At 63.1% G+C, this 21,975-nt stretch carries 20 protein-coding genes and 1 pseudogene; 7 read left to right on the top strand and 14 right to left on the bottom strand.

What is annotated here, in order from left to right; genetic code table 11:
• Positions 1-11: 11 nt before the first annotated feature.
• Positions 12-875: a MaoC/PaaZ C-terminal domain-containing protein gene (locus M2396_RS08875; protein WP_188035269.1), complete on the bottom strand. Its 864-nt coding sequence runs from the start codon at positions 873-875 to the stop codon at positions 12-14.
• 2 nt (positions 876-877) lie between these two features.
• Positions 878-2,230 carry a 3-oxoacyl-ACP reductase gene (locus tag M2396_RS08870; protein WP_259074271.1) on the bottom strand — a complete coding sequence of 451 codons (1,353 nt, stop codon included), beginning with the start codon at positions 2,228-2,230 and terminating at the stop codon, positions 878-880.
• Between the two features lie 117 nt (positions 2,231-2,347).
• Here M2396_RS08870 and M2396_RS08865 point away from each other — a divergent pair, with 117 nt between their 5' ends.
• Positions 2,348-3,625 (top strand): acetyl-CoA C-acetyltransferase, encoded by a 1,278-nt coding sequence (locus M2396_RS08865; RefSeq protein ID WP_101316144.1) that lies wholly within the window; start codon positions 2,348-2,350, stop codon positions 3,623-3,625.
• A gap of 64 nt (positions 3,626-3,689) precedes the next feature.
• Positions 3,690-4,481: a helix-turn-helix transcriptional regulator gene (locus M2396_RS08860; protein ID WP_259074269.1), complete on the top strand. Its 792-nt coding sequence runs from the start codon at positions 3,690-3,692 to the stop codon at positions 4,479-4,481.
• A gap of 35 nt (positions 4,482-4,516) precedes the next feature.
• Here the strand turns inward: M2396_RS08860 and M2396_RS24300 are convergent, their stop codons facing one another.
• The 5 genes and pseudogenes from M2396_RS24300 to M2396_RS08840 all read right to left on the bottom strand — a co-directional run bounded on the left by M2396_RS24300 (position 4,517) and on the right by M2396_RS08840 (position 9,676).
• A complete protein-coding gene (locus M2396_RS24300) occupies positions 4,517-5,245 on the bottom strand; it encodes a methyl-accepting chemotaxis protein (protein ID WP_401181835.1) in 729 nt (242 codons plus the stop codon).
• A gap of 129 nt (positions 5,246-5,374) precedes the next feature.
• A pseudogene (locus M2396_RS24295) lies at positions 5,375-6,262 on the bottom strand (cache domain-containing protein); the annotation flags it as partial.
• Between the two features lie 375 nt (positions 6,263-6,637).
• Positions 6,638-7,042 carry a Cu(I)-responsive transcriptional regulator gene (gene cueR, locus M2396_RS08850; protein WP_101316150.1) on the bottom strand — a complete coding sequence of 135 codons (405 nt, stop codon included), beginning with the start codon at positions 7,040-7,042 and terminating at the stop codon, positions 6,638-6,640.
• Positions 7,039-9,237, bottom strand: a complete 2,199-nt coding sequence (locus M2396_RS08845) for a cation-translocating P-type ATPase (RefSeq protein WP_259074264.1) — start codon at positions 9,235-9,237, stop codon at positions 7,039-7,041. The genes cueR and M2396_RS08845 overlap by 4 nt, the downstream gene beginning before the upstream one ends.
• Positions 9,238-9,289: 52 nt before the next feature.
• Positions 9,290-9,676, bottom strand: a complete 387-nt coding sequence (locus tag M2396_RS08840) for a hypothetical protein (RefSeq protein ID WP_101316154.1) — start codon at positions 9,674-9,676, stop codon at positions 9,290-9,292.
• A 145-nt stretch (positions 9,677-9,821) separates the two neighbouring features.
• Here M2396_RS08840 and M2396_RS08835 point away from each other — a divergent pair, with 145 nt between their 5' ends.
• A complete protein-coding gene (locus tag M2396_RS08835; protein WP_150573641.1) occupies positions 9,822-10,019 on the top strand; it encodes a heavy-metal-associated domain-containing protein in 198 nt (65 codons plus the stop codon).
• A gap of 151 nt (positions 10,020-10,170) precedes the next feature.
• Positions 10,171-11,352 carry a multidrug effflux MFS transporter gene (locus M2396_RS08830; RefSeq protein ID WP_101316158.1) on the top strand — a complete coding sequence of 394 codons (1,182 nt, stop codon included), beginning with the start codon at positions 10,171-10,173 and terminating at the stop codon, positions 11,350-11,352.
• Here the strand turns inward: M2396_RS08830 and M2396_RS08825 are convergent.
• Positions 11,303-11,500 (bottom strand): hypothetical protein, encoded by a 198-nt coding sequence (locus M2396_RS08825; protein ID WP_101316160.1) that lies wholly within the window; start codon positions 11,498-11,500, stop codon positions 11,303-11,305. The genes M2396_RS08830 and M2396_RS08825 overlap by 50 nt on opposite strands.
• A gap of 521 nt (positions 11,501-12,021) precedes the next feature.
• Here M2396_RS08825 and M2396_RS08820 point away from each other — a divergent pair.
• A complete protein-coding gene (locus M2396_RS08820) occupies positions 12,022-12,738 on the top strand; it encodes a helix-turn-helix transcriptional regulator (protein ID WP_259074258.1) in 717 nt (238 codons plus the stop codon).
• Positions 12,739-12,759: 21 nt separating this feature from the next.
• Here the strand turns inward: M2396_RS08820 and M2396_RS08815 are convergent, their stop codons facing one another.
• The 6 genes from M2396_RS08815 to M2396_RS08790 form a co-directional block, all read right to left on the bottom strand.
• A complete protein-coding gene (locus M2396_RS08815; protein WP_259074255.1) occupies positions 12,760-13,707 on the bottom strand; it encodes an adenosine deaminase in 948 nt (315 codons plus the stop codon).
• Positions 13,708-13,787: 80 nt separating this feature from the next.
• Positions 13,788-15,143 carry an 8-oxoguanine deaminase gene (locus M2396_RS08810; protein ID WP_101316166.1) on the bottom strand — a complete coding sequence of 452 codons (1,356 nt, stop codon included), beginning with the start codon at positions 15,141-15,143 and terminating at the stop codon, positions 13,788-13,790.
• 120 nt (positions 15,144-15,263) lie between these two features.
• Positions 15,264-15,950: an SDR family oxidoreductase gene (locus tag M2396_RS08805; protein WP_101316168.1), complete on the bottom strand. Its 687-nt coding sequence runs from the start codon at positions 15,948-15,950 to the stop codon at positions 15,264-15,266.
• A 424-nt stretch (positions 15,951-16,374) separates the two neighbouring features.
• Positions 16,375-16,956, bottom strand: a complete 582-nt coding sequence (locus M2396_RS08800) for a YigZ family protein (RefSeq protein WP_101316170.1) — start codon at positions 16,954-16,956, stop codon at positions 16,375-16,377.
• A 9-nt stretch (positions 16,957-16,965) separates the two neighbouring features.
• Complete coding sequence (locus tag M2396_RS08795) at positions 16,966-17,628, bottom strand: TetR/AcrR family transcriptional regulator (protein ID WP_101316172.1); 663 nt, start codon at positions 17,626-17,628, stop codon at positions 16,966-16,968.
• Positions 17,629-17,700: 72 nt separating this feature from the next.
• Positions 17,701-18,618, bottom strand: a complete 918-nt coding sequence (locus M2396_RS08790; protein ID WP_101316174.1) for a LysR family transcriptional regulator — start codon at positions 18,616-18,618, stop codon at positions 17,701-17,703.
• Between the two features lie 119 nt (positions 18,619-18,737).
• On the opposite strand from M2396_RS08790, the gene M2396_RS08785 reads away from it, so the two are divergent.
• Positions 18,738-20,084, top strand: coding sequence for an aspartate aminotransferase family protein (locus M2396_RS08785; RefSeq protein WP_103435945.1), 1,347 nt, complete (start codon positions 18,738-18,740; stop codon positions 20,082-20,084).
• A 69-nt stretch (positions 20,085-20,153) separates the two neighbouring features.
• Positions 20,154-21,647, top strand: coding sequence for a CoA-acylating methylmalonate-semialdehyde dehydrogenase (locus M2396_RS08780; protein WP_101316178.1), 1,494 nt, complete (start codon positions 20,154-20,156; stop codon positions 21,645-21,647).
• Positions 21,648-21,975: the final 328 nt, after the last annotated feature.

The following is a 21,975-nucleotide window of genomic DNA, read 5'->3' as shown; positions in this document are numbered from 1 at the left end:
AAGTTTGCCGATCAGTTCGGCGCAATCGGCTGCCAGCGGCCCAGCATGTGCAGCAGGTCAGCGTGGCCATCCAGGCGCAGTTCGCCTTGCGCGCCGGCAGCACTGGCGCTGAGCACTACCTCCGACGGCAAGCGCACCGGTTTGAGAAAATCCACTTCGAACACATAGCCGGCCGCCGGCAGGTGCCCGGCCAGCGCAGCCATGGCCATGGCCTTGCTCCACATGCCATGGGCGATCGCCTTGGGGAAGCCGAACAGCTTGGCGGTTGGCGCACTCAGGTGGATCGGGTTGTAGTCGCCACAGACCTTGGCGTAGCGCCGGCCGATATCGCTGTCGGCGTACCAGCGGGTGACCTCGGCCAGCTCACTGGCGAGCTCGGCCTCGACCGGCTCACTGGCCGCTGCTTCAAGCTTGAGGCCGCGCACCAGCATGCGACTGGTTTCGCGCCAGAGCAGGCCGAGGCCGTCTTCGGCTTCGGTGATCAGTTCGAAGGTGCCGCCCTTGGGGTGGGGCTGCAGGTTGTCGGCATACACCGCGAAGTGCAGCCCGTCGATGGCGCCGAGCGGGCGCAGCACCTGAATGCTGTTGTGCAGGTGAACCAGCCCCAGCAACGGGAAGGGGAAGTCTGCCGCAGTCAGCAGTTGCAGTTGCAGGGTGAAGGCCATTACATGCGGATAGGTGGCCGGCAAGCGGCCGTTGTCGGTGAAGTGACACAGCCGGCGATAGGCCGCGAGATTGTCAGGCTGCACCCGCAACTGGCAGCGCAAGCCGCTGGTGGGTAACTGGTCGCCGCTGATCTTGCGTTTGCTCAAGGCCCGCAAGTAAAGGCTGGCGCTGGAATCGGGGCTGTGCAGGTCTTGCCATTGGCGCGTCATGCTCATGCTCCCATCAATGCCTGGCCACATACCCGCAGGGCCTGGCCGGTGACTGCGCCGGAGCCGGGCTGGCTAAGCCAGGCAACCGCTTCGGCAACGTCTTCCGGGCGCCCGCCCTGGCCCAGCGAACTCAGACGCCGGCCAGCCTCGCGCAGGCCCATCGGCATCGATGCGGTCATGTGCGTTTCAATAAACCCAGGTGCTACGGCATTGATGCTGGCGCCGCGGCTGGCCAGGATAGGCGCCCAGGCCTGGGCCAGACCGATCAAGCCGGCCTTGCTGGCGGCGTAGTTGGACTGGCCGCGGTTGCCGGCGATGCCGCTGACCGACGCGAGCAGGATGATCCGCGCGTTGTCGCCGAGCGCGCCGGCGTCCAGCAGTGCCTGGGTCAGCACCTGCGGCGCCTTGAGGTTGACTGCCATGACTGCGTCCCAGTAATCCGGGGTCATGTTGGCCAGGGTCTTGTCGCGGGTGATGCCAGCGTTGTGCACGACGATGTCGATACCTTCGGGCAAGCCTGCCAGCAGCTGCTCGGCGGCATCACTGGCGCAGATATCCAGCGCCAGGGCGCGGCCACCCAGGCGTGCCGCGAGTGCTTCGAGGTCCTGGCGGGCCTGCGGCACGTCGAGCAGGGTCACCTCGGCGCCATCTCGAGCGAGGGTTTGCGCAATGGCCGCGCCGATGCCACGGGCAGCGCCGGTGACCAAGGCGCGACGCCCGGCCAGCGGGCGGGTCCAGTCCTGTACCTGGCTGGCGCAGCCTTGCAGGCGCAACACCTGGCCAGAAATAAAGGCGCCCTTGGGCGACAGGAAGAAGCGCAATGCGCCTTCCAGCTGCTCGTCGGCCTCTTCGCTGACATACAGCAACTGCGCGGTGGCGCCGTTACGCAGCTCTTTGCCCAGCGAGCGGCTGAAGCCTTCCAGCGCGCGTTGGGCGACGCTGGCCAGCGGATCGCCGAGGCTCTCCGGAGCGCGCCCAAGGATGACGACATGGGCACTTGGCGCCAAGCTGCGTAGCAGCGGCTGGAAAAACTCGCGCAACTGGCAGAGCTGATCGCTGTCGGACAAATGGCTGGCGTCGAACACCACAGCCTTGAGCTTGGGCCCCAGGCCCGCTACCCAAGGCTGCGCTTGCAGCCCATCGCCGGCAAAGCTGTAGAGTTCGTCGGTGAGCCGAGCGGCAATGGCTTCGACCCGATTGGCCAGCGGCCCGCCGCCCAACACCAGCGCGCCCTCGACCGGGCGCAGGCGGCCAGCCTGCCAGCGCTCCAGCGGTGCTGGTCGCGGCAGGCCGAGGGCGTCGACCAGGCGACGGCCCAGGTTGGAGTTGGCGAAGCCGAGGTAGCGGTCAGTCATTGCGGGTCTCCCGTAAGGCAAGCATGCAAGTGTGGACCAAGTTTATGTAACGGTCGTTCGACCGGGTTAAAAACACCTAGTCTGTACGGATCAAATTGTTTCAGGAGGAATAACCGCATGCGTTCATCTCGCCGGGTCGCAATTCTGGGCGGCAATCGAATCCCGTTCGCCCGCTCCAATGGCGCCTACGCCAAGGCCAGCAACCAGGCGATGCTAACCGCTGCCCTCGAAGGCCTGCTTGAGCGCTACCGTTTGCACGGGCTGCGCCTGGGTGAAGTGGTCGCCGGGGCGGTGCTCAAGCATTCACGCGACATGAACCTGACCCGCGAATGTGTGCTCGGCTCACGCTTGTCGGCGCAAACCCCGGCCTACGATATTCAGCAGGCCTGTGGTACCGGCCTCGAGGCTGCTTTGCTGGTGGCCAACAAGATTGCCCTTGGGCAGATCGACAGTGGCATTGCCGGTGGCGTCGACACCACCTCGGATGCGCCGATCGCGGTCAGTGAAGGCTTGCGCAGGATTCTCCTGCAGGCCGGTCGTGGCAAAAACCTGGCCGAGCGCCTGAAACCGTTTCTGCAATTGCGCCCGGCCGACCTCAAGCCGGCCTTGCCGAGCATCGGCGAGCCGCGTACAGGGCTATCGATGGGTGAGCATTGCGAGCGCATGGCGCAGACCTGGCAGATCAGCCGCGAGGCCCAGGACGAATTGGCCCTGCACAGCCACCAGAAGCTGGCTGCAGCTTACGCCGAGGGTTGGCACGATGACCTGCTCACGCCCTACCTGGGCTTGAGCCGCGACAACAATCTGCGCCCGGAGCTGAGCCAGCAGCAGTTGGCCAAATTGAAGCCGGCGTTCGATCGCAGCGGCCTCGGCACCCTCACTGCCGGCAACTCGACGCCGTTGACCGACGGTGCCTCTCTGGTGCTGCTGGGCAGCGAGCAATGGGCAGCCGAGCAAGGCCTGTCGGTGCTGGCCTATGTGGTCGATGGCGAGAGCGCGGCGGTGGACTTCGTCAAAGGTCAGGAAGGCCTGCTGATGGCGCCGGTGTATGCCGTGCCGCGTCTGCTGGCGCGCAATGGCCTGAGCTTGCAGGACTTTGACTACTACGAAATCCACGAGGCGTTTGCCGCCCAGGTGCTGTGCACGCTCAAAGCCTGGGAAGATGACGAGTATTGCCGCACGCGGTTGGGGCTGGACGCGGCGCTGGGGCCAATCGACCGCAGCAAGTTGAACGTCAAAGGCAGTTCGCTGGCAGCGGGACATCCGTTTGCCGCAACCGGCGGTCGGGTGCTGGCGAACATGGCCAAGCTTCTGGCAACGGCCGGCAAGGGTCGCGGTTTGATTTCGATCTGCGCGGCGGGCGGCCAGGGCGTGACCATGATCGTCGAGCGTTGAGCCTGGGCTGCCTGCTCGGGCAAACCTGTTAGGCTTGTCTGATCAGAACAACTAGATTGACACCATGCCGAGCAACGGACAACTGACCGCCCCGCGCCCCATCCCTACGCTGGAGCGCCTGCCACGCCCCGTCTATGCCCGCGCCGAGAGCCTCGGCGCCGGCTCATGGACCACTCGCCATCGGCATGACTGGGTGCAGTTTTCCTACGCCATCAGTGGAGTCTTGAGCGTCTACACCAGCGACGGCAGCTACTTCGCCCCGCCGCAGTGGGGCGTGTGGATCCCGGCTGACCTCGAGCACGATGTCGCCACCTCGATGCAAGCCGAGATGCGCAGCCTGTATGTGCGCCGCGATGCCTGCCCGTGGGCCAGCGCGCAATGCCGGGTACTTGAAGTCACGCCACTGGCACGCGAGCTGATAAAGCAGTTCTGCCTGCTGCCTGCGCATTATCCAGAGGAAGATAGCGCAGAGGCGCGCTTGGTCGCGGTGCTGCTCGATCAGTTACGCGGGCTGCCGGAGGTCGGCTTCAGTTTGCCGCTGCCGCGTCATCCTGGCCTGCTGCGCTTGTGCAACCAGCTGATTGCCGCGCCGGATCAGACGCAGACCCTGCAAGACTGGGCGCTGCAGTTGGGCTGTTCGGAGAAGACTGTGATGCGCCTGTTGCAGCGCGAGACCGGCCTGAGCTTTCGGGTCTGGCGTCAGCGCATGCGGCTGCTGTCATCCCTGGCGTTGCTGGAAGTCGGGGAGAGTGTCACCGAAGCGGCGCTGGGCTGTGGCTATGACTCAACCTCAGCTTACATCGCCGCGTTCAAGCAGATGTTCGGCGTGACCCCAGGCGAGCTGCGCCTGCTCTGACGGCGGTTGGCCAAGAGCAGGCGCGGGCCGGCTGATCAGGTACGGAAGCGGCGGACCAGGCTGTCCAGCTCGTTCGAAAGGCCAGCCAGGCTCTCCGAGTCCTGCCGCGCGGCCTGGGCCAGTTCTGCCACCAACTGCGCATCACCGTGGATCTGGCTGATGTGCCGGTTGATGTCTTCCGCGACCTGATGCTGCTCTTCGGCGGCGGTGGCGATCTGCGTGTTCATGTCGCGGATCACGTCGACCGACTCACGGATCTGGCCAAAGCTGTCGCGGGCCAGGCCAATCCGGCTGACCGACTGCTGCGAGACATCCAGGCTGGCGTGCATCTGCTGGGCAACTTCAGCGGTGCGACTGGCGAGGTTGCCGAGCAGGCCGTCGATTTCGGCGGTGGAATCTGCCGTGCGCTTGGCCAGCGCGCGGACTTCGTCGGCTACCACAGCAAAGCCGCGGCCTTGCTCGCCGGCCCGGGCGGCTTCGATGGCGGCGTTGAGGGCGAGCAGGTTGGTCTGCTCGGCAATCGAGCGGATGGTGCCCAGAATCGACTGGATCGCGTTGCTGTCACGCTCCAGTTGCTGGATCGACTGCGCTGATTGCTCGATCTCCTGGCTCAGGCGATCAACGCTCTGCACCGCGGCATCGATCTGCTGCTGACCTTCACGCGCCTGCTGCTGGCCGCTGTCGGCCGACTGCGCCGCCTGGCTGCAGGAGCGGGCGACTTCGTTGGCGGTGGCGACCATTTCGTGGAAGGCGGTAGACACCATGTCCACTGCTTCGCGCTGACGCCCGGCCGCTTCGGCCATGTCGTTGGAGACGCGCGTCGAGCTGCTGGAGGTGCTGAGAATCTTGCCGGCGGCAGCGCCGATATGCTGGATCAGGCTACGAATCGCGCCGAGGAACTGGTTGAACCAGCCGGCCAGTTGCGCGGTTTCATCGCGGCCGCGGACTTCCAGGCTGCGGGTCAGGTCGCCTTCGCCTTGGGCGATGTCTTCCAGGCCGCTGCTGACGCTGTTGATCGGGCGCACGATGAGCTTGGCGAACGCGGCACCGACGATTGCGAACAACGCGGCCAGGACCAGCGCAATGGTGCCGATCAGCCAGGTCAGACGGGTGGTGGTCTGCATCACTTCGCCTTCCTGGATCAGGCCAATGAAGGTCCAACCGAGGGTTTCGTCCGGATAAATGTTGGCCATGTAGCGCTCGCCATTGATCTCGACTTGCACCAGGCCCTTGCCGGCCTTGGCCAGCTCGGCGTAACCGCCGCCAAAGCTGCTCAGTTGCTTGAAGTTGTGGCTGGCGTCGCGTGGGTCGACCATCACGTTGCCGTTGTTTTCCATGAGGATCAGGTAGCCGCTGTCGCCCAGCTTGATCTTCTTGACGATTTCGGTGAGGCCGTTCAGCGAGACGTCGATGTTGACCACGCCGCCGGGGCTGCCCAGCTGGTTGGTTACCGTGCGCACGGTGCTGACCAGCACGGCATCATCGGCGGCCCAGTAGTAGGCGCCGGTGCGGATGGTCTTGCCGGGGTTGGCCATCGCCAGTTGGTACCAAGGGCGCTGGCGCGGATCGTAATTGACGAACTTCTGCCCGGCCGGCCAGCCGACGTAGCCGCCGTCGGCGACCCCGTAGGACAGGTAGGCGTAAGCCGGGTGGGCGTCGGCCAGGCGGGTGAAGAAGTCGAGCACCTTGGCGTCTTGCTCGCCCAGGGTGTAGGACGGGTTGGCGCTGGTGTACTTGTTCAGCTCGCTGCCGGTGGCGGCAACCATTGGCTGCGCGGCCATGTAGTTGACGTTCTGGTCGATGCCCTGGAAGAAGATGTTCATCGCATTGCTGACCTGGCGAATCTCTCGGCTGCTGTTGTCGAGAAAATCATCGCGGGCCTCGCCGCGCAGGTTGACCACTACCAGGGTAGCCACGAGGACGATGGGCAAGCCGGCAATCACGGCAAACGCCCAAGTCAGTTTTTGTTTGATGTTCATCCACGCTCCCGGAGTATTTTTTTTATCGACGCATGAAACAGGCACTTCAGGGCATCGGCAGCGTGGGCGATTTATAGAGGTCAAATCCCTGTATTTATTGGCCGACGTCGCGTTTGGCGACGATTCGGTCGTGATTGGGCTAATACGGCATACCAAACTGGGCAGGGCAGTGTGGTCTTAGCTACAGCAGGCTTTGCCGCTGGCCAGATCCTTGAGGATCGGGCAGTCGGGGCGGTCATCGCCGTGGCAATCGGCAACCAGCTGGCTAAGAGTGTCACGCAGGCTGACCAGCTCTTCGATGCGCGTGTTCAGCGCAGCGATGTGCTCGTTGGCCAGGGCTTTGACATCGGCGCTGGCGCGTTCACGGTCTTGCCACAGAGTCAGCAGCCTGGCGACTTCCTCTAGAGAAAAGCCAAGATCGCGTGAGCGCTTGATGAAGGCCAGGCTGTGCAGGTCCTGCTGTTGGTAGAGGCGATAGCCGCTGTCGCTGCGTTGCGCCGGTTTAAGCAGGCCGATCGACTCGTAATAACGGATCATCTTGCTGCTCAGCCCGCTGAGGCGGGCAGCCTGGCCGATATTCATGTTGCCTCCTGCTGGTCGTTGTCGGGTTTCCAGGTTTTCAGCCACAGCGCATTGCTCACCACGCTGACGCTCGACAGGGCCATGGCGGCGCCCGCCAGCACCGGGTTGAGCAGGCCAAACGCGGCCAACGGGATGCCGACCAGGTTGTAGATGAAGGCCCAGAACAGGTTCTGGCGGATCTTGGCGTAGGTCTTGCGGCTGATTTCCAGGGCTGCCGGCACCAGCCGCGGGTCACCGCGCATCAGGGTAATGCCGGCGGCCTGCATGGCGACATCGGTGCCACCGCCCATGGCGATACCGATGTCGGCGGCGGCCAGGGCCGGGGCGTCATTGATACCGTCACCGACCATAGCCACCACGCCGTCGCGTTTGAGCACGGTCACGGTAGCGGCTTTGTCGGCCGGCAGTACTTCGGCGTAGACATCCTCGATGCCCAGCGCGTCGGCGACCACCTTGGCACTGCCGCGGTTGTCGCCGGTCAGCAGGTGGCTGCTGACGCCTCGCGCGCGCAGACTGCGCACGGCCTCTGCGGCACCGGGCTTGAGGCTGTCACCAAAGGCCAGCAGGCCGAGCACCTGCGGCTGCGGTGCCTGTTCGATCAGCCACGACAGGGTGCGGCCTTCGGCTTCCCAGGTCTGTGCTTTGCCTGCAAGCTCGCCGGGTTGCAGCTGGCTGTCTTCGAGCAAACGCCGGTTGCCGAGGGCCAACTGGCGTTGCTCGACCACGCCGGCGATGCCGCGCCCGGTCAGTGACTGGCTGTCGCTGACGGGCGGCACGTCCAGGCCATGTTCGCTGCAGGCGCCGAGCACCGCTTTGGCCAGCGGGTGCTCACTGCCCTGTTGCAGTGCCCCGGCCAGACGCAACAAGTGCGCTTCATCGGCAACGGCGGCCAGGCTGTGGACAATGCGCGGGCTGCCTGAGGTCAGCGTACCGGTCTTGTCGAACACCACGCGGTTGACGGCGTGGGCGCGCTCCAGCGCTTCGGCATCCTTGATCAGAATGCCGTGGCGGGCGGCCACGCCAGTGCCGGCCATGATCGCTGCAGGCGTCGCCAGGCCAAGCGCACATGGGCAGGCTATTACCAGTACGGCGACGGCGTTGATCAAGGCGGTTTCCAGCGGTGCGCCATACCACCACCAGCCGAGCAGGGTAATCAGAGCGATCACCAGCACCGCCGGGACGAACACCTGGCTGACCCGGTCGACCAGTTTCTGAATCGGCGCCTTGGCCGCCTGGGCATCCTCGACCAGGCGAATGATCCTCGCGAGTACCGTTTCGGTGCCGAGTGCCAGGGTGCGTACCAGCAATTGGCCTTCGCCATTGATGGCGCCGCCGGTGACCGGGTCGCCGGGGTGTTTGGGTACCGGCAGGCTCTCGCCGCTGATCAGCGCCTCGTCGGCGTGGCTGCTGCCTTCGATGACTTCGCCGTCGACCGGGAAGCGCTCGCCGGGTTTGACCCGGACCAGATCGTGCAGGCGCAGTTGGCTGATCGGCACATCCTCCTCACGCCCATCGAGCACGCGCAGGGCGCGCTCCGGGCGCAGCGCCTCGAGGGCGCGGATGGCGCTGGCGGTCTGGCGTTTGGCGCGGCTTTCGAGGTATTTGCCGAGCAGCACCAGGGCGATGACCACTGCCGAGGCCTCGAAGTATAGGTGCGGCTCTACCCCTAGCGGAGCATTGGCCCATTGATACAGGCTCAGGCCGTAACCGGCACTGGTGCCGAGCGCAACCAGCAGGTCCATGTTGCCGGCGGCTGCGCGCACGGCTTTCCAGGCCGCTCTGTAAAAACGTGCGCCGAGGATGAACTGCACCGGCGTAGCCAAGGCAAACTGCGCCCACGCCGGCAGCATCCAGTGCACGCCGAACGGCTGCAGGAGCATCGGCAACACCAGTGGCAGCGCCAGCAGCACCGCAGCGGCCACGGCCAGGCGCTCATTGCGCAAATGGCGCTGGGCATCATCAGGGTCGGGCGCAGCGGCATCCGGCATGGATGCTTCGTAGCCGGCCTGACGTACAGCCTCGACCAACGCAGGCAGGGTTTGCGCTGGAGCTTCGACACGGGCGGTCTCGGTCGCCAGGTTGACGCTAACCTGCGCCGCGCCGGGCACCTTGCGCAGGGCGCGCTCGACACGCCCGGCGCAGCTGGCGCAGGTCATGCCGCTGATGGGTAGGTCAAAAACAGTGGATGCAGACATGGCTGGCCTCCTTGGACAGGCCTGCAGCATCAACCCTGCCACAGGGGCAAGGTCAATAGTCCAGGCTGGCTCGGGTCAGGTGCAGGCCGCTGTGGTCCATGGCGATGCGATACTTGTTGATCTGTCCGGCCTGCAGGGTCAGGCGCTGATTGTGCTGGTTCTCCAGGCCAGGGTTGCAACCGGGGGCTTGCCCCGGCAACAGGCGCAAGCGGATATCCACCGGGCCGGGCGGCAGGTTGAACGAGGTCGATTGTTCCTGGAACAGGCGACCGGACAGTTGGTCATTGAGGTACACGCCGATCTCGCAGGTGGTCGCCACCTCAAGCCGCTCGCGCGAAATAATCAGCACGCTGTAGTCCGAGTTGCCAGCGGCGCTGGCCGCAGGCACCACGGTCAAAGCGGCGAGCAAGCCGACAAGGCTCAGTGCTGGCCTGATCATGAACAATCTCCTGCTTCATAAACTGTCAAAGGCGCAGCTTGGCTGAGCCAGGCGCGGATTGCCAGTCCGGCCGAGGACGGCATAACTTGACCTTGACCCGATGGCAAGCTTGAAACTGTGGCAAACCCACGAAGGAGACTGACCAATGCAAGTTTTCAATGTACAAGGCATGACCTGTGGCCACTGTGTAAAAGCAGTGACTGCGGCGGTACAGGGGCAGGATGCTGCGGCCAAGGTAGAAGTGGATCTGGCTGCCAAGCAAGTGACCGTCGACAGCCAGTTGGCCAGCGAACAGATTCTTGCCGCCATTCGTGAGGAAGGCTACGAGGCGCAATCGGCCTGACGACGCTGGAGTGTAGCGGTGCCGGTGATCGACCATGCTGCTGAATGTCATCGGTGCCGCTTCTGGGCAGGGAATTGTCACAAAGGTTTTCGCCAGAATCCGCCTTTGCAGTTAGACTTGGCAGCTTGCTTAGCCTGCTAATGGATTCCTGATGAACCTGCGTTACGTGCTGATTCTCGGCGCCTTGAGTGCGTTCGGGCCGCTGGCGATCGACTTTTACCTGCCAGCATTCCCGGCCATGGCTCAGGCCTTTCTGACCGACGAGAAACACATCCAGACTACCCTGGCCGCGTACTTCCTTGGCCTGTCGCTGGGCCAGTTGGCCTACGGCCCGGTAGCCGATCGCTTTGGTCGGCGTATCCCGCTGCTGTTCGGAGTGACCTTGTTCACCCTGGCCTCATTGGCCTGCGCTTATGCGCCCAATCTGGATACGTTGATTGTCGCGCGCTTCGTCCAGGCCTTGGGTGGCTGCGCGGGGATGGTGCTGTCACGGGCGATTGTCAGCGACAAGTGCGACCCGGTTGCCTCGGCCAAGGTCTTCTCGCAATTGATGCTGGTGATGGGCCTGGCGCCGATTCTTGCGCCAATGCTTGGCGGCGTATTGGTCAACCTGGCTGGCTGGCAGTCGATCTTCCTGGCCTTGAGCCTGTTCAGCGCAGGCTGCCTGCTGGCGATCAGCTTCGGCTTGCCCGAGAGCATGCCGGCGGATATGCCGCGCCAGCCGCTGTCAGGGGCGTTTCGCCAATACCTGCGGCTGTTTGCTGACCGAGTGTTTATCGGCCACGCGTTGACCGGTGGCACCGCCATTGCCGGCATGTTTGCCTACATCGCCGGCTCGCCGTTCGTGTTCATCAAGCTATATGGGGTACCGGCCGAGCATTATGGTTGGCTGTTCGGTGCCAACGCAGCGGGTTTCATTCTGATTGCACAGGTCAATGCACGGTTGTTGGCCAAGCGCGGCCCGGCAGTATTGCTGGGGCGAGCAGTGTGGTTGTACCTGGCGGCGGCGCTGACCCTGCTCGGCGTGGCGGCGTTGCGGCCGACGCAATTGTGGCCCCTGTTGTTGCCGTTGTTCGTGTGCATCGCCAGCTTGGGCTGCATCATCCCCAACGCCTCGGCGTTGGCCATGAGCGGTCAGGGCAACCGCGCAGGCAGCGCGTCGGCATTGATGGGCTGCCTGCAGTTCAGCGTTGCCGCTGGCTCGGCGGCGCTGGTCAGCTTGCTGCATGATGGCAGTGCGGTACCAATGGCCATGGTGATCAGCCTGTGCGGGGCTCTGGTGGTCAGTGTCGCGACGCTGACTCGGCGCTTGCAGGCCAGGCGTCAAGGCTGAACGAGTGAGGGGCCTGCAGGCGCTTCTGCAATGTTGCGACAAAGGCCCGCGCTTCACGCTCACTGCGAAAGCTCACCACGTGCTGGTCGAGCCGAACCTGCCAGGGGCAGTTGGGGTGACGTTCAGATGTACTGACGACGATCTTCATCGCATACCTCCACAGAACAGGTGCCGATTCAGTCTAGCGCTGCTGCCCCCAAGTGCCACCAATCCTTGAGTCGCTTCGGACTGACGGTCGCCTGTGGACCTTTCCCACAAGCCCTGTCTAGTTGTGCTGAGGCGCAACCACAGTGGATCCTTCGCTTTTGTTTGCCATATTTGCGGAAAGGCGCTGTCGGCAGCGTCTGAGGATATTTCTCTTTTCAGCTCGCGTTAAGGGCGCTTGTGGCTTTGGCTAGACAGGCTTGCGCCTGCTGGGTGGTTCTGGCCGGCCAGGTCTGCCCTGCTGGTGAATGCGTCGAGGGTCGCCCCACCCACCGCTTTGTCCGGTCTGTAGAGGAACCGGGAAGCGCTATCGCGGGACTTTGCCCGGCTTATACTGGCCCCAGCAGCCAGCGCCAGCGAGAGGGACTTCCCTGCCAGGGAATGCTATGCCAAGACCGTAAGCAGGTCAGCGCGCTGGCGTGTTTGGCCAATGGACCCAGACATGATTCAGCAGGGAGTTACCTTATGAAAGCAGTCAGCAGTATCAGCCAGATCGCCAGCCTGATGGCCGACCCCAAGCGCAGCGCCATGTTGTGGGCGTTGATCGATGGCACGCCCCGCCCCGCCGACGAGCTGGCGGTGATGACCGGCGTGAGTTCGTCTTCAGCGTGTGCGCATTTGTCCCTGCTCTCCTCGGCAGGCTTGCTGCGGCTGGAAGCCCGTGGCCGCAAACGCTATTTCCGTCTGGCGACGCCTGCTGTGGGGGCGGCGGTCGAGGCGTTGGCCAGCCTGCATCTGAATGATTTGCGCCCGCGGGTAACCCAGGTCAAACCGCTGCAGGTGCCAATGTCGATGCGCCGTGCGCGCCTGTGCAATGGGCATATGGGCGGTGAGCTGGCGGCTGAATTGCTGCAACGAATGGTCACTGCCGGCTGGCTGGAGGGGTACGACGGTGAGCTGCGGGTGAGTTTTGCAGGTCGCACGCAGTTGGCCAATGTCGGCGTGTACATCGAGGCCTTGGCACAGCGGCCACTGAGCAACTGTGTGATCTGTCACTGCAATGAGTGGAGCGATCAGGGGCCGCATCTGGGCGGAAGCCTGGGGCAGGCCTTGCTGACGTTGTTCCTGCAGTCGGGCTGGCTGCAGGAACAGGACGGTGCGCGCGGGCTGCAGATATCACCGCTGGGTATCCAGCAGATCAATTGTATCGCTCGCGCAGAGCCGTCCTTGCTGGTGGGTTGAGCTGCCGGCAACCGTTGCCGGTCAGGCCAGGCGAGCGTCCAGGCTGTTCTGCGCCAGGCGCCGAGCTTGATCCTCGGTCATGCCCAAATGGGTGTGTAGCGCGTGGAAGTTCTCGGTGACATAACCGCCGAAGTAGGCCGGGTCGTCGGAGTTGACCGTGACTTTGACGCCACGCTCAAGCATCTCGAGGATGTTGTGCTGGCCCATGTGTTCGAATACGCAGAGTTTGGTATTGGATAGCGGGCACACCGTCAGCGGGATCTGCTCATCAATGATGCGCTGCATCAGCTGCTCATCTTCGATGGCGCGTACGCCGTGGTCGATGCGCTTGATCTTGAGCAGGTCGAGAGCTTCCCATATGTACTCGGGCGGGCCTTCTTCGCCGGCGTGGGCTACTGCGTCAAAGCCTTCGCTGCGGGCGCGCTCGAATACGCGCTGGAACTTGCTCGGCGGATGGCCTTTCTCCGAGCTGTCCAGACCGACGGCAATGAACGCATCGCGGAACGGCAGCGCCTGGTCGAGGGTTTTTTGCGCTTCTTCTTCGCTGAGGTGGCGCAGGAAGCTGAGGATTAGCCCGCTGCTGATGCCCAGTTGCTCACGGCCATCCTTCAGTGCTTTGCTCAGGCCGGCCATGACCACTTCGAAGGGGATGCCCCGGTCAGTGTGGGTCTGCGGGTCGAAGAACGGTTCGGTGTGAATAACGTTCTGCGCCTTGCAGCGTTGCAGGTAGGCCCAGGTCAGGTCGTAGAAGTCCTGCTCGGTACGCAGGACATCGGCGCCCTGGTAATAGAGGTCGAGAAACTCCTGCAGGTTGTTGAAGGCATAGGCACCGCGCAGGGTTTCTACATCCGCCCAAGGCAGGGCGATCTTGTTGCGTTCGGCCAGGGCGAACAGCAGCTCGGGTTCGAGCGAGCCTTCCAGGTGCATGTGCAGTTCCGCCTTGGGCAAGGCGTTCAGCCAGTCGTACATGTGTGTGATCTCGATCAGGAACGGTTGTCGCCATTCTACAGGGCCAGGCCGGGCAATGCGCCCGGCCTGGCCTGCGCATATCAACCGGCGATCAGTTGCGCTGCGGCCTGGCGGTGGTCGGCGATCAGGCCTTTGACGTCAAGGCCTTCGATCTGGCCGTCAATCACGCGCCATTTGCCGCCTATCATGACCCGGTCGGCACGGTCGGCGCCGCACAGCAGCAGTGCCGACAGCGGATCATGGCTGCCCGAGAAGCGCAGCTCATCGAGCTTGAACAGGGCCAGGTCAGCCTGTTTGCCAACCGCCAGCTGGCCAATATCGCTGCGCCCCAGCAAGTGCGCCGAGCCACGGGTGGCCCAGCCCAGGGCGCGTTCCGGGGTGATCTGTTCGGCGCCATAGCGCAGCCGTTGCAGATACAGCGCCTGACGCGCTTCGAGGATCATGTTCGAGGCATCGTTGGAGGCCGAGCCATCGACGCCGAGGCCAACCGTGGCGCCGGCAGCTTCCAGATCCACCGTGGGTGCAATCCCCGAAGCAAGACGCATGTTCGAGCTTGGGCAATGGCAGATGCCGGTACCGGCAGCGCCGAGGCGGGCGATTTCGTCGGGGTTGAAGTGGATGCCGTGGGCCAGCCAGGTGCGCGGGCCCAGCCAGCCGACGCTGTCCAGGTAATCCACGGTACGCAGGCCAAAGCGCTGCAGGCAGAACTCCTCTTCATCAAGGGTTTCGGCCAGGTGGGTGTGCAGGCGCACGTCCAGCTCTGCGGCCAATTCGGCACTGGCGCGCATGATTTCCGGGGTTACCGAGAAGGGTGAGCAGGGCGCCAGGGCGATCTGGATCTGCGCGCCTTCGCCACGCTCGTGGTAGCTGTGGATAAGTCGCTGGCTGTCGGCCAGGATCACCTCGCCCTGTTGCACGGTCTGCTGCGGCGGCAGGCCGCCGTCGTCTTCGCCCAGGCTCATCGAGCCGCGGGTCAGCATGGCGCGCATGCCCAGCCCGCGGACTGCTTCGACCTGTACATCAATGGCGTTGTCCAGGCCCTGCGGGAACAGGTAGTGGTGGTCGGCGGCGGTGGTGCAGCCCGACAGCAACAGCTCGGCCAAGGCCACTTTACTGGCCAGCTCGAGCTTGGCCGGAGTCAGGCGTGCCCAGACCGGATATAAAGTCTTCAGCCAGGGGAACAGCGGCTGATTGACCACCGGCGCCCAGGCGCGGGTCAGGGTTTGATAGAAGTGATGATGGGTGTTGATCAGACCAGGCAGTATCACGTGCTCGCGGGCGTCGAACACCTGTGAGCAGGGGATGCTAGGGCTTTCGCCCAGGGCCAGCAATTGCACGATTTTGCCGTCTTCGATAACCAGCCCGCCGCGCGCGTCGCTGTCGTTGGCGGTGAAGATGGCAAGGGGGGATTTCAACCAGGTACGGGTCGCAGGCATGGTGCCGGCTCCTCTGAAAGTGGGTTCAGGTAAGCCAGCTCAGTTTTGCCCTGTCTGCTGATCCAGGTTCGCCGCGGGGGCGAGGCGTCGAGTCTACTGCCTCGCCCTGCAGCTTTCAATTCACCAGACCAATGGTTCGCCCTTGTAATTGATGAAGCGCAGGCCGCCATTGCCGCTGTGCGCCTTGATCTGCTTGAGCATGCCGCTGGTACTGGTGAACACGTCGATTTCAGCGTTTTCTCCGCCCATTGCAGTTTTCACCCAGCCCGGGTGCATGGCCAGCACGGCGAGGTCGGGGCGCTGCAGTTCGCCGACGTAGCTGTTGATCATCGAGTTCAAGGCGGCCTTGCTGGCCTTGTACAACGGAATCTCGCCGCCATCAGGGATGCTCACGCTACCCAGTACCGAACTCATGAAAGCCAGCACGCCGCTGCCTTCGCGCAGTTGCCCGGCCAGGCGGCGGGCGATGCGGATCGGCGCCACGGCATTGGTCATGAACAAGGCGCCGATCTGCTCTTGGCTGACCGCTTCCAGATCCTGCGGCAGCGGCCCCATGACGCCAGCGTTGACGAACAGCAGATCCAGCGTCTCGCCGTGCAGGCGCTGCTTGAGGCTGTCGAGTTGAGCGGTGTTGTTGATCTCGAGGGTTTCGATGTGCACGCCGACAATGCTGCCCAGGTCGCCCGGGTTGGCCTTGTCGCGAACGGTGGCGATTACCTTCCAGCCATCTTCGTGCAGGCGCTGCACCAGGCCAAGGCCCAGGCCTCGTGAGGCGCCAATGATCAGGGCGGTCTTGGTTGCGGTCATTTCTGTACTCCTTCAGAGGTAGCGCATGCCGGGCAGCCATCACCAGAGCTGCCAGCGTAGTCGCTGCAGTTTGCCAGCGTGTGGCAGCCGATGCACGGTTGTGCAAAAAATGATCAGCAGGCTACGGGCCTTGCGCCGTCAGGGCCGGAGCCAGTGGCTAACGGTTTATCCACAGGCTGCTCCACAGTATTTGTGCGCAAGCGGGCGGGCCAGGTTTTGCCTGCCGGCGGCCGAATTGTCATTGCAGGCTGGGGATAACTTACTGTAATGCGGAGCTTTTCAGTGCTGTCACGAAACTGTGATCAAAATATGATCAATGCTCTGCGCGCCTTGTAATTCGGGGCCTGGGTCGGACTGCCCCAAGCTTATCCACAGGCAGGCGCACAGTAGTTGTGAGTAATGTTTCAGCGGTTTTATCCATGATTTACGCGCTGAGGACAATTCTGCCGCGGCTCAGGTCGGCAAGTTGCTGCTGCAGTGCCGGCAGATGGCTGGGCCCGATAGCCAGCCGCAGATCTACACCATTGGCAGTGAACTGTTCATCCAGAACCAGCCCGTCAACGTCAGCCAGACGCAGTTTGACCAAGGCCAATTCGCTGAAACTGCAGCTGCAGGTGTATTCGCTGCGCTGCACCAACAGACGCTTGGGCGCCTGTTGCAGGCATTTGTTGGCGCCGCCGCCATAGGCCCGGGCGAGGCCGCCGGTGCCTAACTGGATACCGCCGTACCAGCGGATCACCAGTACCACCACCTGATCGCAGTCCTGCGCCTCGATCGCGGCGAGGATCGGCCGGCCGGCGGTGCCGCCGGGTTCGCCGTCGTCATTGCTGCGGTATTGCCCGCCGATTTTCCAGGCCCAGCAGTTGTGGGTGGCGGCGAGGTCGCTGTGGCGCTCGATGAAACTCTGCGCTTCGGCAGGGCTGTTGATCGGGCCGGCGAGGGTGATGAAGCGGCTCTTGCGGATTTCTTCGCGAAACTCGCAGAGGTCGAGCAGGGTAGATGGCATAAGTCCGGGTCAGGCGGGCAGTTGGATGCCGCAACCTTTGAGAATGATGTGGATAAGATTGTTGCTGGCGTCTTCCATGTCCTGCTTGGTCAGGCGGCTGCGGCCGGTAACCTGGCAGATCTGAGTGGAAAAGTCGGCGTAGTGCTGGGTGCTGCCCCAGAGCAGGAAGATCAAGTGCACCGGGTCGACCGGGTCCATCTTGCCGGCGTCGATCCAGGCCTGGAACACAGCGGCACGGCCGCGGAACCACTCACGGTAATCGGCGCTGAAGTATTCGGTCAGACACTGACCACCGCTGATCACTTCCATGGCGAAGATCCGTGAGGCCTGCGGGTTGCGCCGCGAGAACTCCATCTTGGTGCGCAGGTACTGGCTCAGCGCCTGGCCTGGATCATCGTCAACGCTCAGGGCGTTGAAGGTGCTGTCCCACAGCTCGATGATGTTGCTCAGCACGGCGATATACAGGCCGAGCTTGTTGGTGAAGTAGTAGTGCAGGTTGGCCTTGGGCAAGCCGGCCTTGAGGGCGATGGTATTCATGCTGGTGCCCTTGAAACCGTGGCGGGCAAACTCGTCTTCGGCGGCCTGGATGATCGCCTGCTCGTTCTTTTGGCGAATGCGGCCGGCGGGCTTGCCCGAGGCGGAGAGGCGATGCGCTGGGACTTCTAGGGTCATGGACGGTTCCGAACGGGCTGAGGCAACGGGATTGTCCGACAGATTACCTGCCTGTGCCGAAGTGACAAGCCTTTAGCGTGTGGCAGCAAGGCTTTCAAGGAAGCTTTCCAGTACCAGGTTTGGTCGCCGGCCTTTGCGTGTCACCCAGTTCAGGCTCAGGTCGTAATGGCGCTGCGCAGGTTTCAGGGCCCGCAGGCGGCCTTGTTGCACCCAGGTGCTGGCGTAATGATCGGGCAGGTAGCCGATGTAACGCCCGGTCAGGATCAAGAACGCCATGCCCTCGCGGTCGGACGCGCTCGCCGTGCAGTGCAGCGCCTGATAGTGCGCCTGGATTTCACCGGGCAGGCGGAAGGTCGGCGCGATCGCATCCTGGCTGTTGAGCCGCTCGTCGTCGATCTTGTGGTCGTCGGCATAGAACAGCGGGTGGCCAACGGCGCAGTAGAGCAGCGACCGCTCGCTGTACAGCGGCTGGTACTCCAGGCCCGACAGCGGGCTGGCCTGCGGCACCACGCCAACATGCAGGCTGCCATCGAGCACGCCTTGCTCGACTTGACTGGGGGCGATCATGCGGATCTGGATGTGCACGTCCGGGCCGCGGTCCTTGAGCTCGGCCAGGGCATGGGTGATGCGCATGTGCGGCAGTGTCACCAGGTTGTCGGTCAGGCCGATATTAAGCTCGCCGCGCAGGTGTTGGTGCAAGCCGTTGACCTCGGTGCGAAAGGTCTCGATGGCGCTCAGCAGTTGCAGGGCCGAGTGGTATACGTCGCGGCCTTCTTCGGTCAGCGAAAAACCGGCGCGGCCGCGTTGGCACAGGCGCAGGCCGAGGCGCTGCTCAAGGTCGCTCATTTGCTGGCTGATCGCCGAGCGGCCGATGCCCAACACGTTCTCCGCTGCCGAAAAACCGCCGCACTCGACCACGCTGCGGTAAATCTTGAGCAGGCGGATGTCGAAGTCGCTGACTTGCGCAAGTGGATCGGGGCGTCGGCTCATTAGTTTAGTCCACTGCTAACTGAAGATTTGAAAAGTTGGCTTTTCCAGACTTTATCGCCGTGCCAATTTAGCTGCAACAACATCCATCGTTGCCTATTCGTTTGCCGAGGAACCGCCCGATGAACATGCCCGAAACCGCGCCTTCCGGTATCGCTAGCCAGCTCAAGCTGGACGCGCACTGGATGCCGTACACCGCCAACCGTAATTTCCAGCGCGATCCGCGCCTGATCGTTGCCGCCGATGGCAACTATCTGGTCGACGACAAGGGCCGGCGCATCTTCGATGCCCTGTCTGGGCTGTGGACTTGCGGTGCCGGGCATACCCGCAAGGAAATCAGCGAAGCGGTCGCGCGCCAGGTTGGCGTGCTCGACTATTCGCCGGCATTCCAGTACGGCCATCCGCTGTCGTTCCAGCTGGCTGAAAAGATTACCCAGTTGACTCCGGGTGATCTGAATCACGTGTTCTTCACCAACTCCGGTTCCGAGTGCGCCGATACTGCGCTGAAAATGGTACGTGCCTACTGGCGCCTGAAAGGCCAGGCGACCAAGACCAAGATGATCGGTCGCGCCCGTGGCTATCATGGGGTGAACATCGCCGGTACCAGCCTGGGCGGCGTCAACGGCAACCGCAAGATGTTCGGCCAGCTGCTCGATGTCGACCACTTGCCGCACACCGTGCTGCCGGTCAACGCCTTCACCAAGGGCTTGCCGGAAGAGGGCGGGATCGCCCTGGCCGACGAGATGCTCAAGTTGATCGAGCTGCACGATGCCTCCAATATCGCTGCGGTGATCGTCGAGCCGCTGGCTGGCTCGGCGGGTGTATTGCCGCCGCCGAAGGGTTACCTCAAGCGCCTGCGTGAAATCTGCACCCAGCACAATATTCTGCTGATCTTCGACGAAGTGATCACCGGTTTCGGCCGCATGGGCGCCATGACCGGTGCCGAAGCGTTCGGCGTCACCCCGGACTTGATGTGCATCGCCAAGCAGGTCACCAACGGCGCCATCCCTCTCGGCGCAGTGGTTGCCAGCAGCGAGATCTACCACACCTTCATGAATCAGCCGACGCCTGAGTACGCTGTGGAATTCCCTCACGGCTACACCTACTCGGCGCACCCGGTGGCGTGCGCTGCCGGCATCGCGGCGCTGGACCTGCTGCAGAAAGAGAACCTGGTGCAGTCAGCCGCCGAGCTGGCGCCGCACTTCGAGAACCTGCTGCATGGCGTCAAAGGCACCAAGAACATCGTCGACATCCGTAACTACGGCCTGGCCGGCGCGATCCAGATCGCGGCACGTGACGGCGATGCCATCGTGCGTCCTTACGAAGTGGCGATGAAGCTGTGGCAAAAAGGCTTCTACGTGCGCTACGGCGGCGACACCCTGCAGTTCGGCCCGACCTTCAACACCCAGCCGCAGGAGCTCGACCGCCTGTTCGACGCGGTGGGCGAGACCCTCAACCAGATCGATTGATCTGTCTGATTTTGACGGCAGGCGTGCACCGGCGCGCCTGATCCTTCCTTCCTGTTTCTGGAGTTATGCATGAGCATTGTTCAGCACCTGATCAACGGCGAACTGGTTTCCAAGGGCGAACGCACCGCCGATGTCTTCAACCCGTCTACCGGTCAGGCCGTACGCAAGGTCGAACTGGCCAGCCGTGCCACCGTGCAAGAGGCGATCGATTCGGCCAAGGCGGCCTTCCCGGCCTGGCGCAACACCCCGCCGGCCAAGCGCGCCCAGGTGATGTTCCGCTTCAAGCAGTTGCTTGAGCAGAACGAAGCGAAGATCTCGCAGATGATCAGCGAAGAGCATGGCAAGACCCTGGAAGACGCTGCCGGCGAACTCAAGCGTGGTATCGAGAACGTCGAGTTCGCCTGTGCCGCCCCGGAAGTGCTCAAAGGCGAGTACAGCCGCAACGTCGGCCCGAACATCGATGCCTGGTCGGACTTCCAGCCATTGGGCGTGGTTGCCGGTATCACTCCGTTCAACTTCCCGGCTATGGTCCCGCTGTGGATGTACCCGCTGGCGATCGCCTGTGGCAACGCGTTCATCCTCAAGCCGTCCGAGCGTGATCCAAGCTCGACGCTGTATATCGCCCAGCTGCTGCTCGAAGCTGGCCTGCCCAAGGGCATCCTCAACGTGGTGCATGGTGACAAGGAAGCGGTCGATGCGCTGATCGAAGCGCCAGAGGTGAAAGCCCTGAGTTTTGTTGGCTCGACGCCAATTGCCGAATACATCTATGCCGAAGGCACCAAGCGCGGCAAACGTGTACAGGCTCTGGGCGGCGCCAAGAACCACGCGGTGGTGATGCCGGATGCCGACCTGGATAACGCGGTCAGCGCGCTGATGGGTGCGGCGTATGGTTCTTGCGGCGAGCGCTGCATGGCCATTTCCGTCGCAGTATGCGTGGGTGACCAGGCAGCCGATGCGCTGATCGCCAAGCTTGAACCGCAGATCCGCGCGCTGAAGATCGGCGCTGGCACTTCCTGTGGTCTGGACATGGGGCCGCTGGTAACTGCTGCGGCGCGCGACAAGGTACTTGGCTATATAGATGACGGCGTTGCCTCGGGTGCCAAGCTGGTGGTCGATGGTCGTGACCTGCGTGTTGCAGGCTGCGAGGATGGCTACTTTGTCGGCGGCACGCTGTTCGACAATGTCTCGCCAGAAATGCGCATCTATAAAGAAGAGATCTTCGGCCCGGTGCTGTGTGTGGTGCGCGTCGACAGCCTGGAGCAGGCCATGCAGTTGATCAACGATCACGAGTATGGCAACGGCACCTGCATCTTTACCCGTGACGGCGAAGCGGCTCGGCTGTTCTGCGACGAGATCGAAGTGGGCATGGTCGGTGTCAACGTGCCGCTGCCGGTACCTGTTGCATATCACAGCTTCGGCGGCTGGAAGCGTTCGCTGTTTGGCGACCTGCATGCCTATGGCCCGGACGGTGTGCGCTTCTATACCCGTCGTAAAGCCATTACTCAGCGCTGGCCGCAGCGCAAGAGCCATGAAGCATCGCAGTTTGCCTTCCCTAGCTTGTAACTGGGGCAGGGTATGAGCGGGGAGGCCTTTGGGCCTCCCCGTTTTGTTTGTGCTTTGTGAGCCCGAAGGGCCGCTTTTTCTTAATGTTATGCAATTATGAAATAACGGTTGACGGGTTTCTGTAAGCGCTTATAATGCGCCCCACTTCCAGCGTAGTTGGAACGGAAAACTCCTTGAGTTTCAAAGAGTTAGAAGTTTCAGAGGTGCTGCAAGGGCTTCGATCGAAAGATCGCCAGCGGTGAAAAAGGCAGTTGACAGCAGGTTGTAACGCTGTAGAATTCGCCTCCCGCTACGAGAGATCGCAAGCGAGTCAAGTGTTTGAAGTTGA

This window comes from Pseudomonas sp. BIGb0278, assembly GCF_024809895.1.
In the GTDB taxonomy this organism is placed as follows: domain Bacteria; phylum Pseudomonadota; class Gammaproteobacteria; order Pseudomonadales; family Pseudomonadaceae; genus Aquipseudomonas; species Aquipseudomonas shirazensis.
This window is presented reverse-complemented; position numbering and strand designations above follow the sequence as displayed.

Coding starts and splice junctions, on each gene's coding strand:
- M2396_RS08795 (WP_101316172.1), bottom strand. CDS start 17,628: ATGACCCTAGAAGTCCCAGCGCATCGCCTCTCCGCCTCGGGCAAGCCC.
- M2396_RS08835 (WP_150573641.1), top strand. CDS start 9,822: ATGCAAGTTTTCAATGTACAAGGCATGACCTGTGGCCACTGTGTAAAA.
- M2396_RS08815 (WP_259074255.1), bottom strand. CDS start 13,707: ATGTACGACTGGCTGAACGCCTTGCCCAAGGCGGAACTGCACATGCAC.
- M2396_RS08840 (WP_101316154.1), bottom strand. CDS start 9,676: ATGATCAGGCCAGCACTGAGCCTTGTCGGCTTGCTCGCCGCTTTGACC.
- M2396_RS08875 (WP_188035269.1), bottom strand. CDS start 875: ATGACGCGCCAATGGCAAGACCTGCACAGCCCCGATTCCAGCGCCAGC.
- M2396_RS08785 (WP_103435945.1), top strand. CDS start 18,738: ATGAACATGCCCGAAACCGCGCCTTCCGGTATCGCTAGCCAGCTCAAG.
- M2396_RS08805 (WP_101316168.1), bottom strand. CDS start 15,950: ATGACCGCAACCAAGACCGCCCTGATCATTGGCGCCTCACGAGGCCTG.
- M2396_RS08865 (WP_101316144.1), top strand. CDS start 2,348: ATGCGTTCATCTCGCCGGGTCGCAATTCTGGGCGGCAATCGAATCCCG.
- M2396_RS08845 (WP_259074264.1), bottom strand. CDS start 9,237: ATGTCTGCATCCACTGTTTTTGACCTACCCATCAGCGGCATGACCTGC.
- M2396_RS08800 (WP_101316170.1), bottom strand. CDS start 16,956: ATGCCATCTACCCTGCTCGACCTCTGCGAGTTTCGCGAAGAAATCCGC.
- M2396_RS08790 (WP_101316174.1), bottom strand. CDS start 18,618: ATGAGCCGACGCCCCGATCCACTTGCGCAAGTCAGCGACTTCGACATC.
- M2396_RS08860 (WP_259074269.1), top strand. CDS start 3,690: ATGCCGAGCAACGGACAACTGACCGCCCCGCGCCCCATCCCTACGCTG.
- M2396_RS08780 (WP_101316178.1), top strand. CDS start 20,154: ATGAGCATTGTTCAGCACCTGATCAACGGCGAACTGGTTTCCAAGGGC.
- M2396_RS08820 (WP_259074258.1), top strand. CDS start 12,022: ATGAAAGCAGTCAGCAGTATCAGCCAGATCGCCAGCCTGATGGCCGAC.
- cueR (WP_101316150.1), bottom strand. CDS start 7,042: ATGAATATCGGCCAGGCTGCCCGCCTCAGCGGGCTGAGCAGCAAGATG.
- M2396_RS08810 (WP_101316166.1), bottom strand. CDS start 15,143: ATGCCTGCGACCCGTACCTGGTTGAAATCCCCCCTTGCCATCTTCACC.
- M2396_RS08830 (WP_101316158.1), top strand. CDS start 10,171: ATGAACCTGCGTTACGTGCTGATTCTCGGCGCCTTGAGTGCGTTCGGG.
- M2396_RS08825 (WP_101316160.1), bottom strand. CDS start 11,500: ATGAAGATCGTCGTCAGTACATCTGAACGTCACCCCAACTGCCCCTGG.
- M2396_RS24300 (WP_401181835.1), bottom strand. CDS start 5,245: ATGGTGTCTACCGCCTTCCACGAAATGGTCGCCACCGCCAACGAAGTC.
- M2396_RS08870 (WP_259074271.1), bottom strand. CDS start 2,230: ATGACTGACCGCTACCTCGGCTTCGCCAACTCCAACCTGGGCCGTCGC.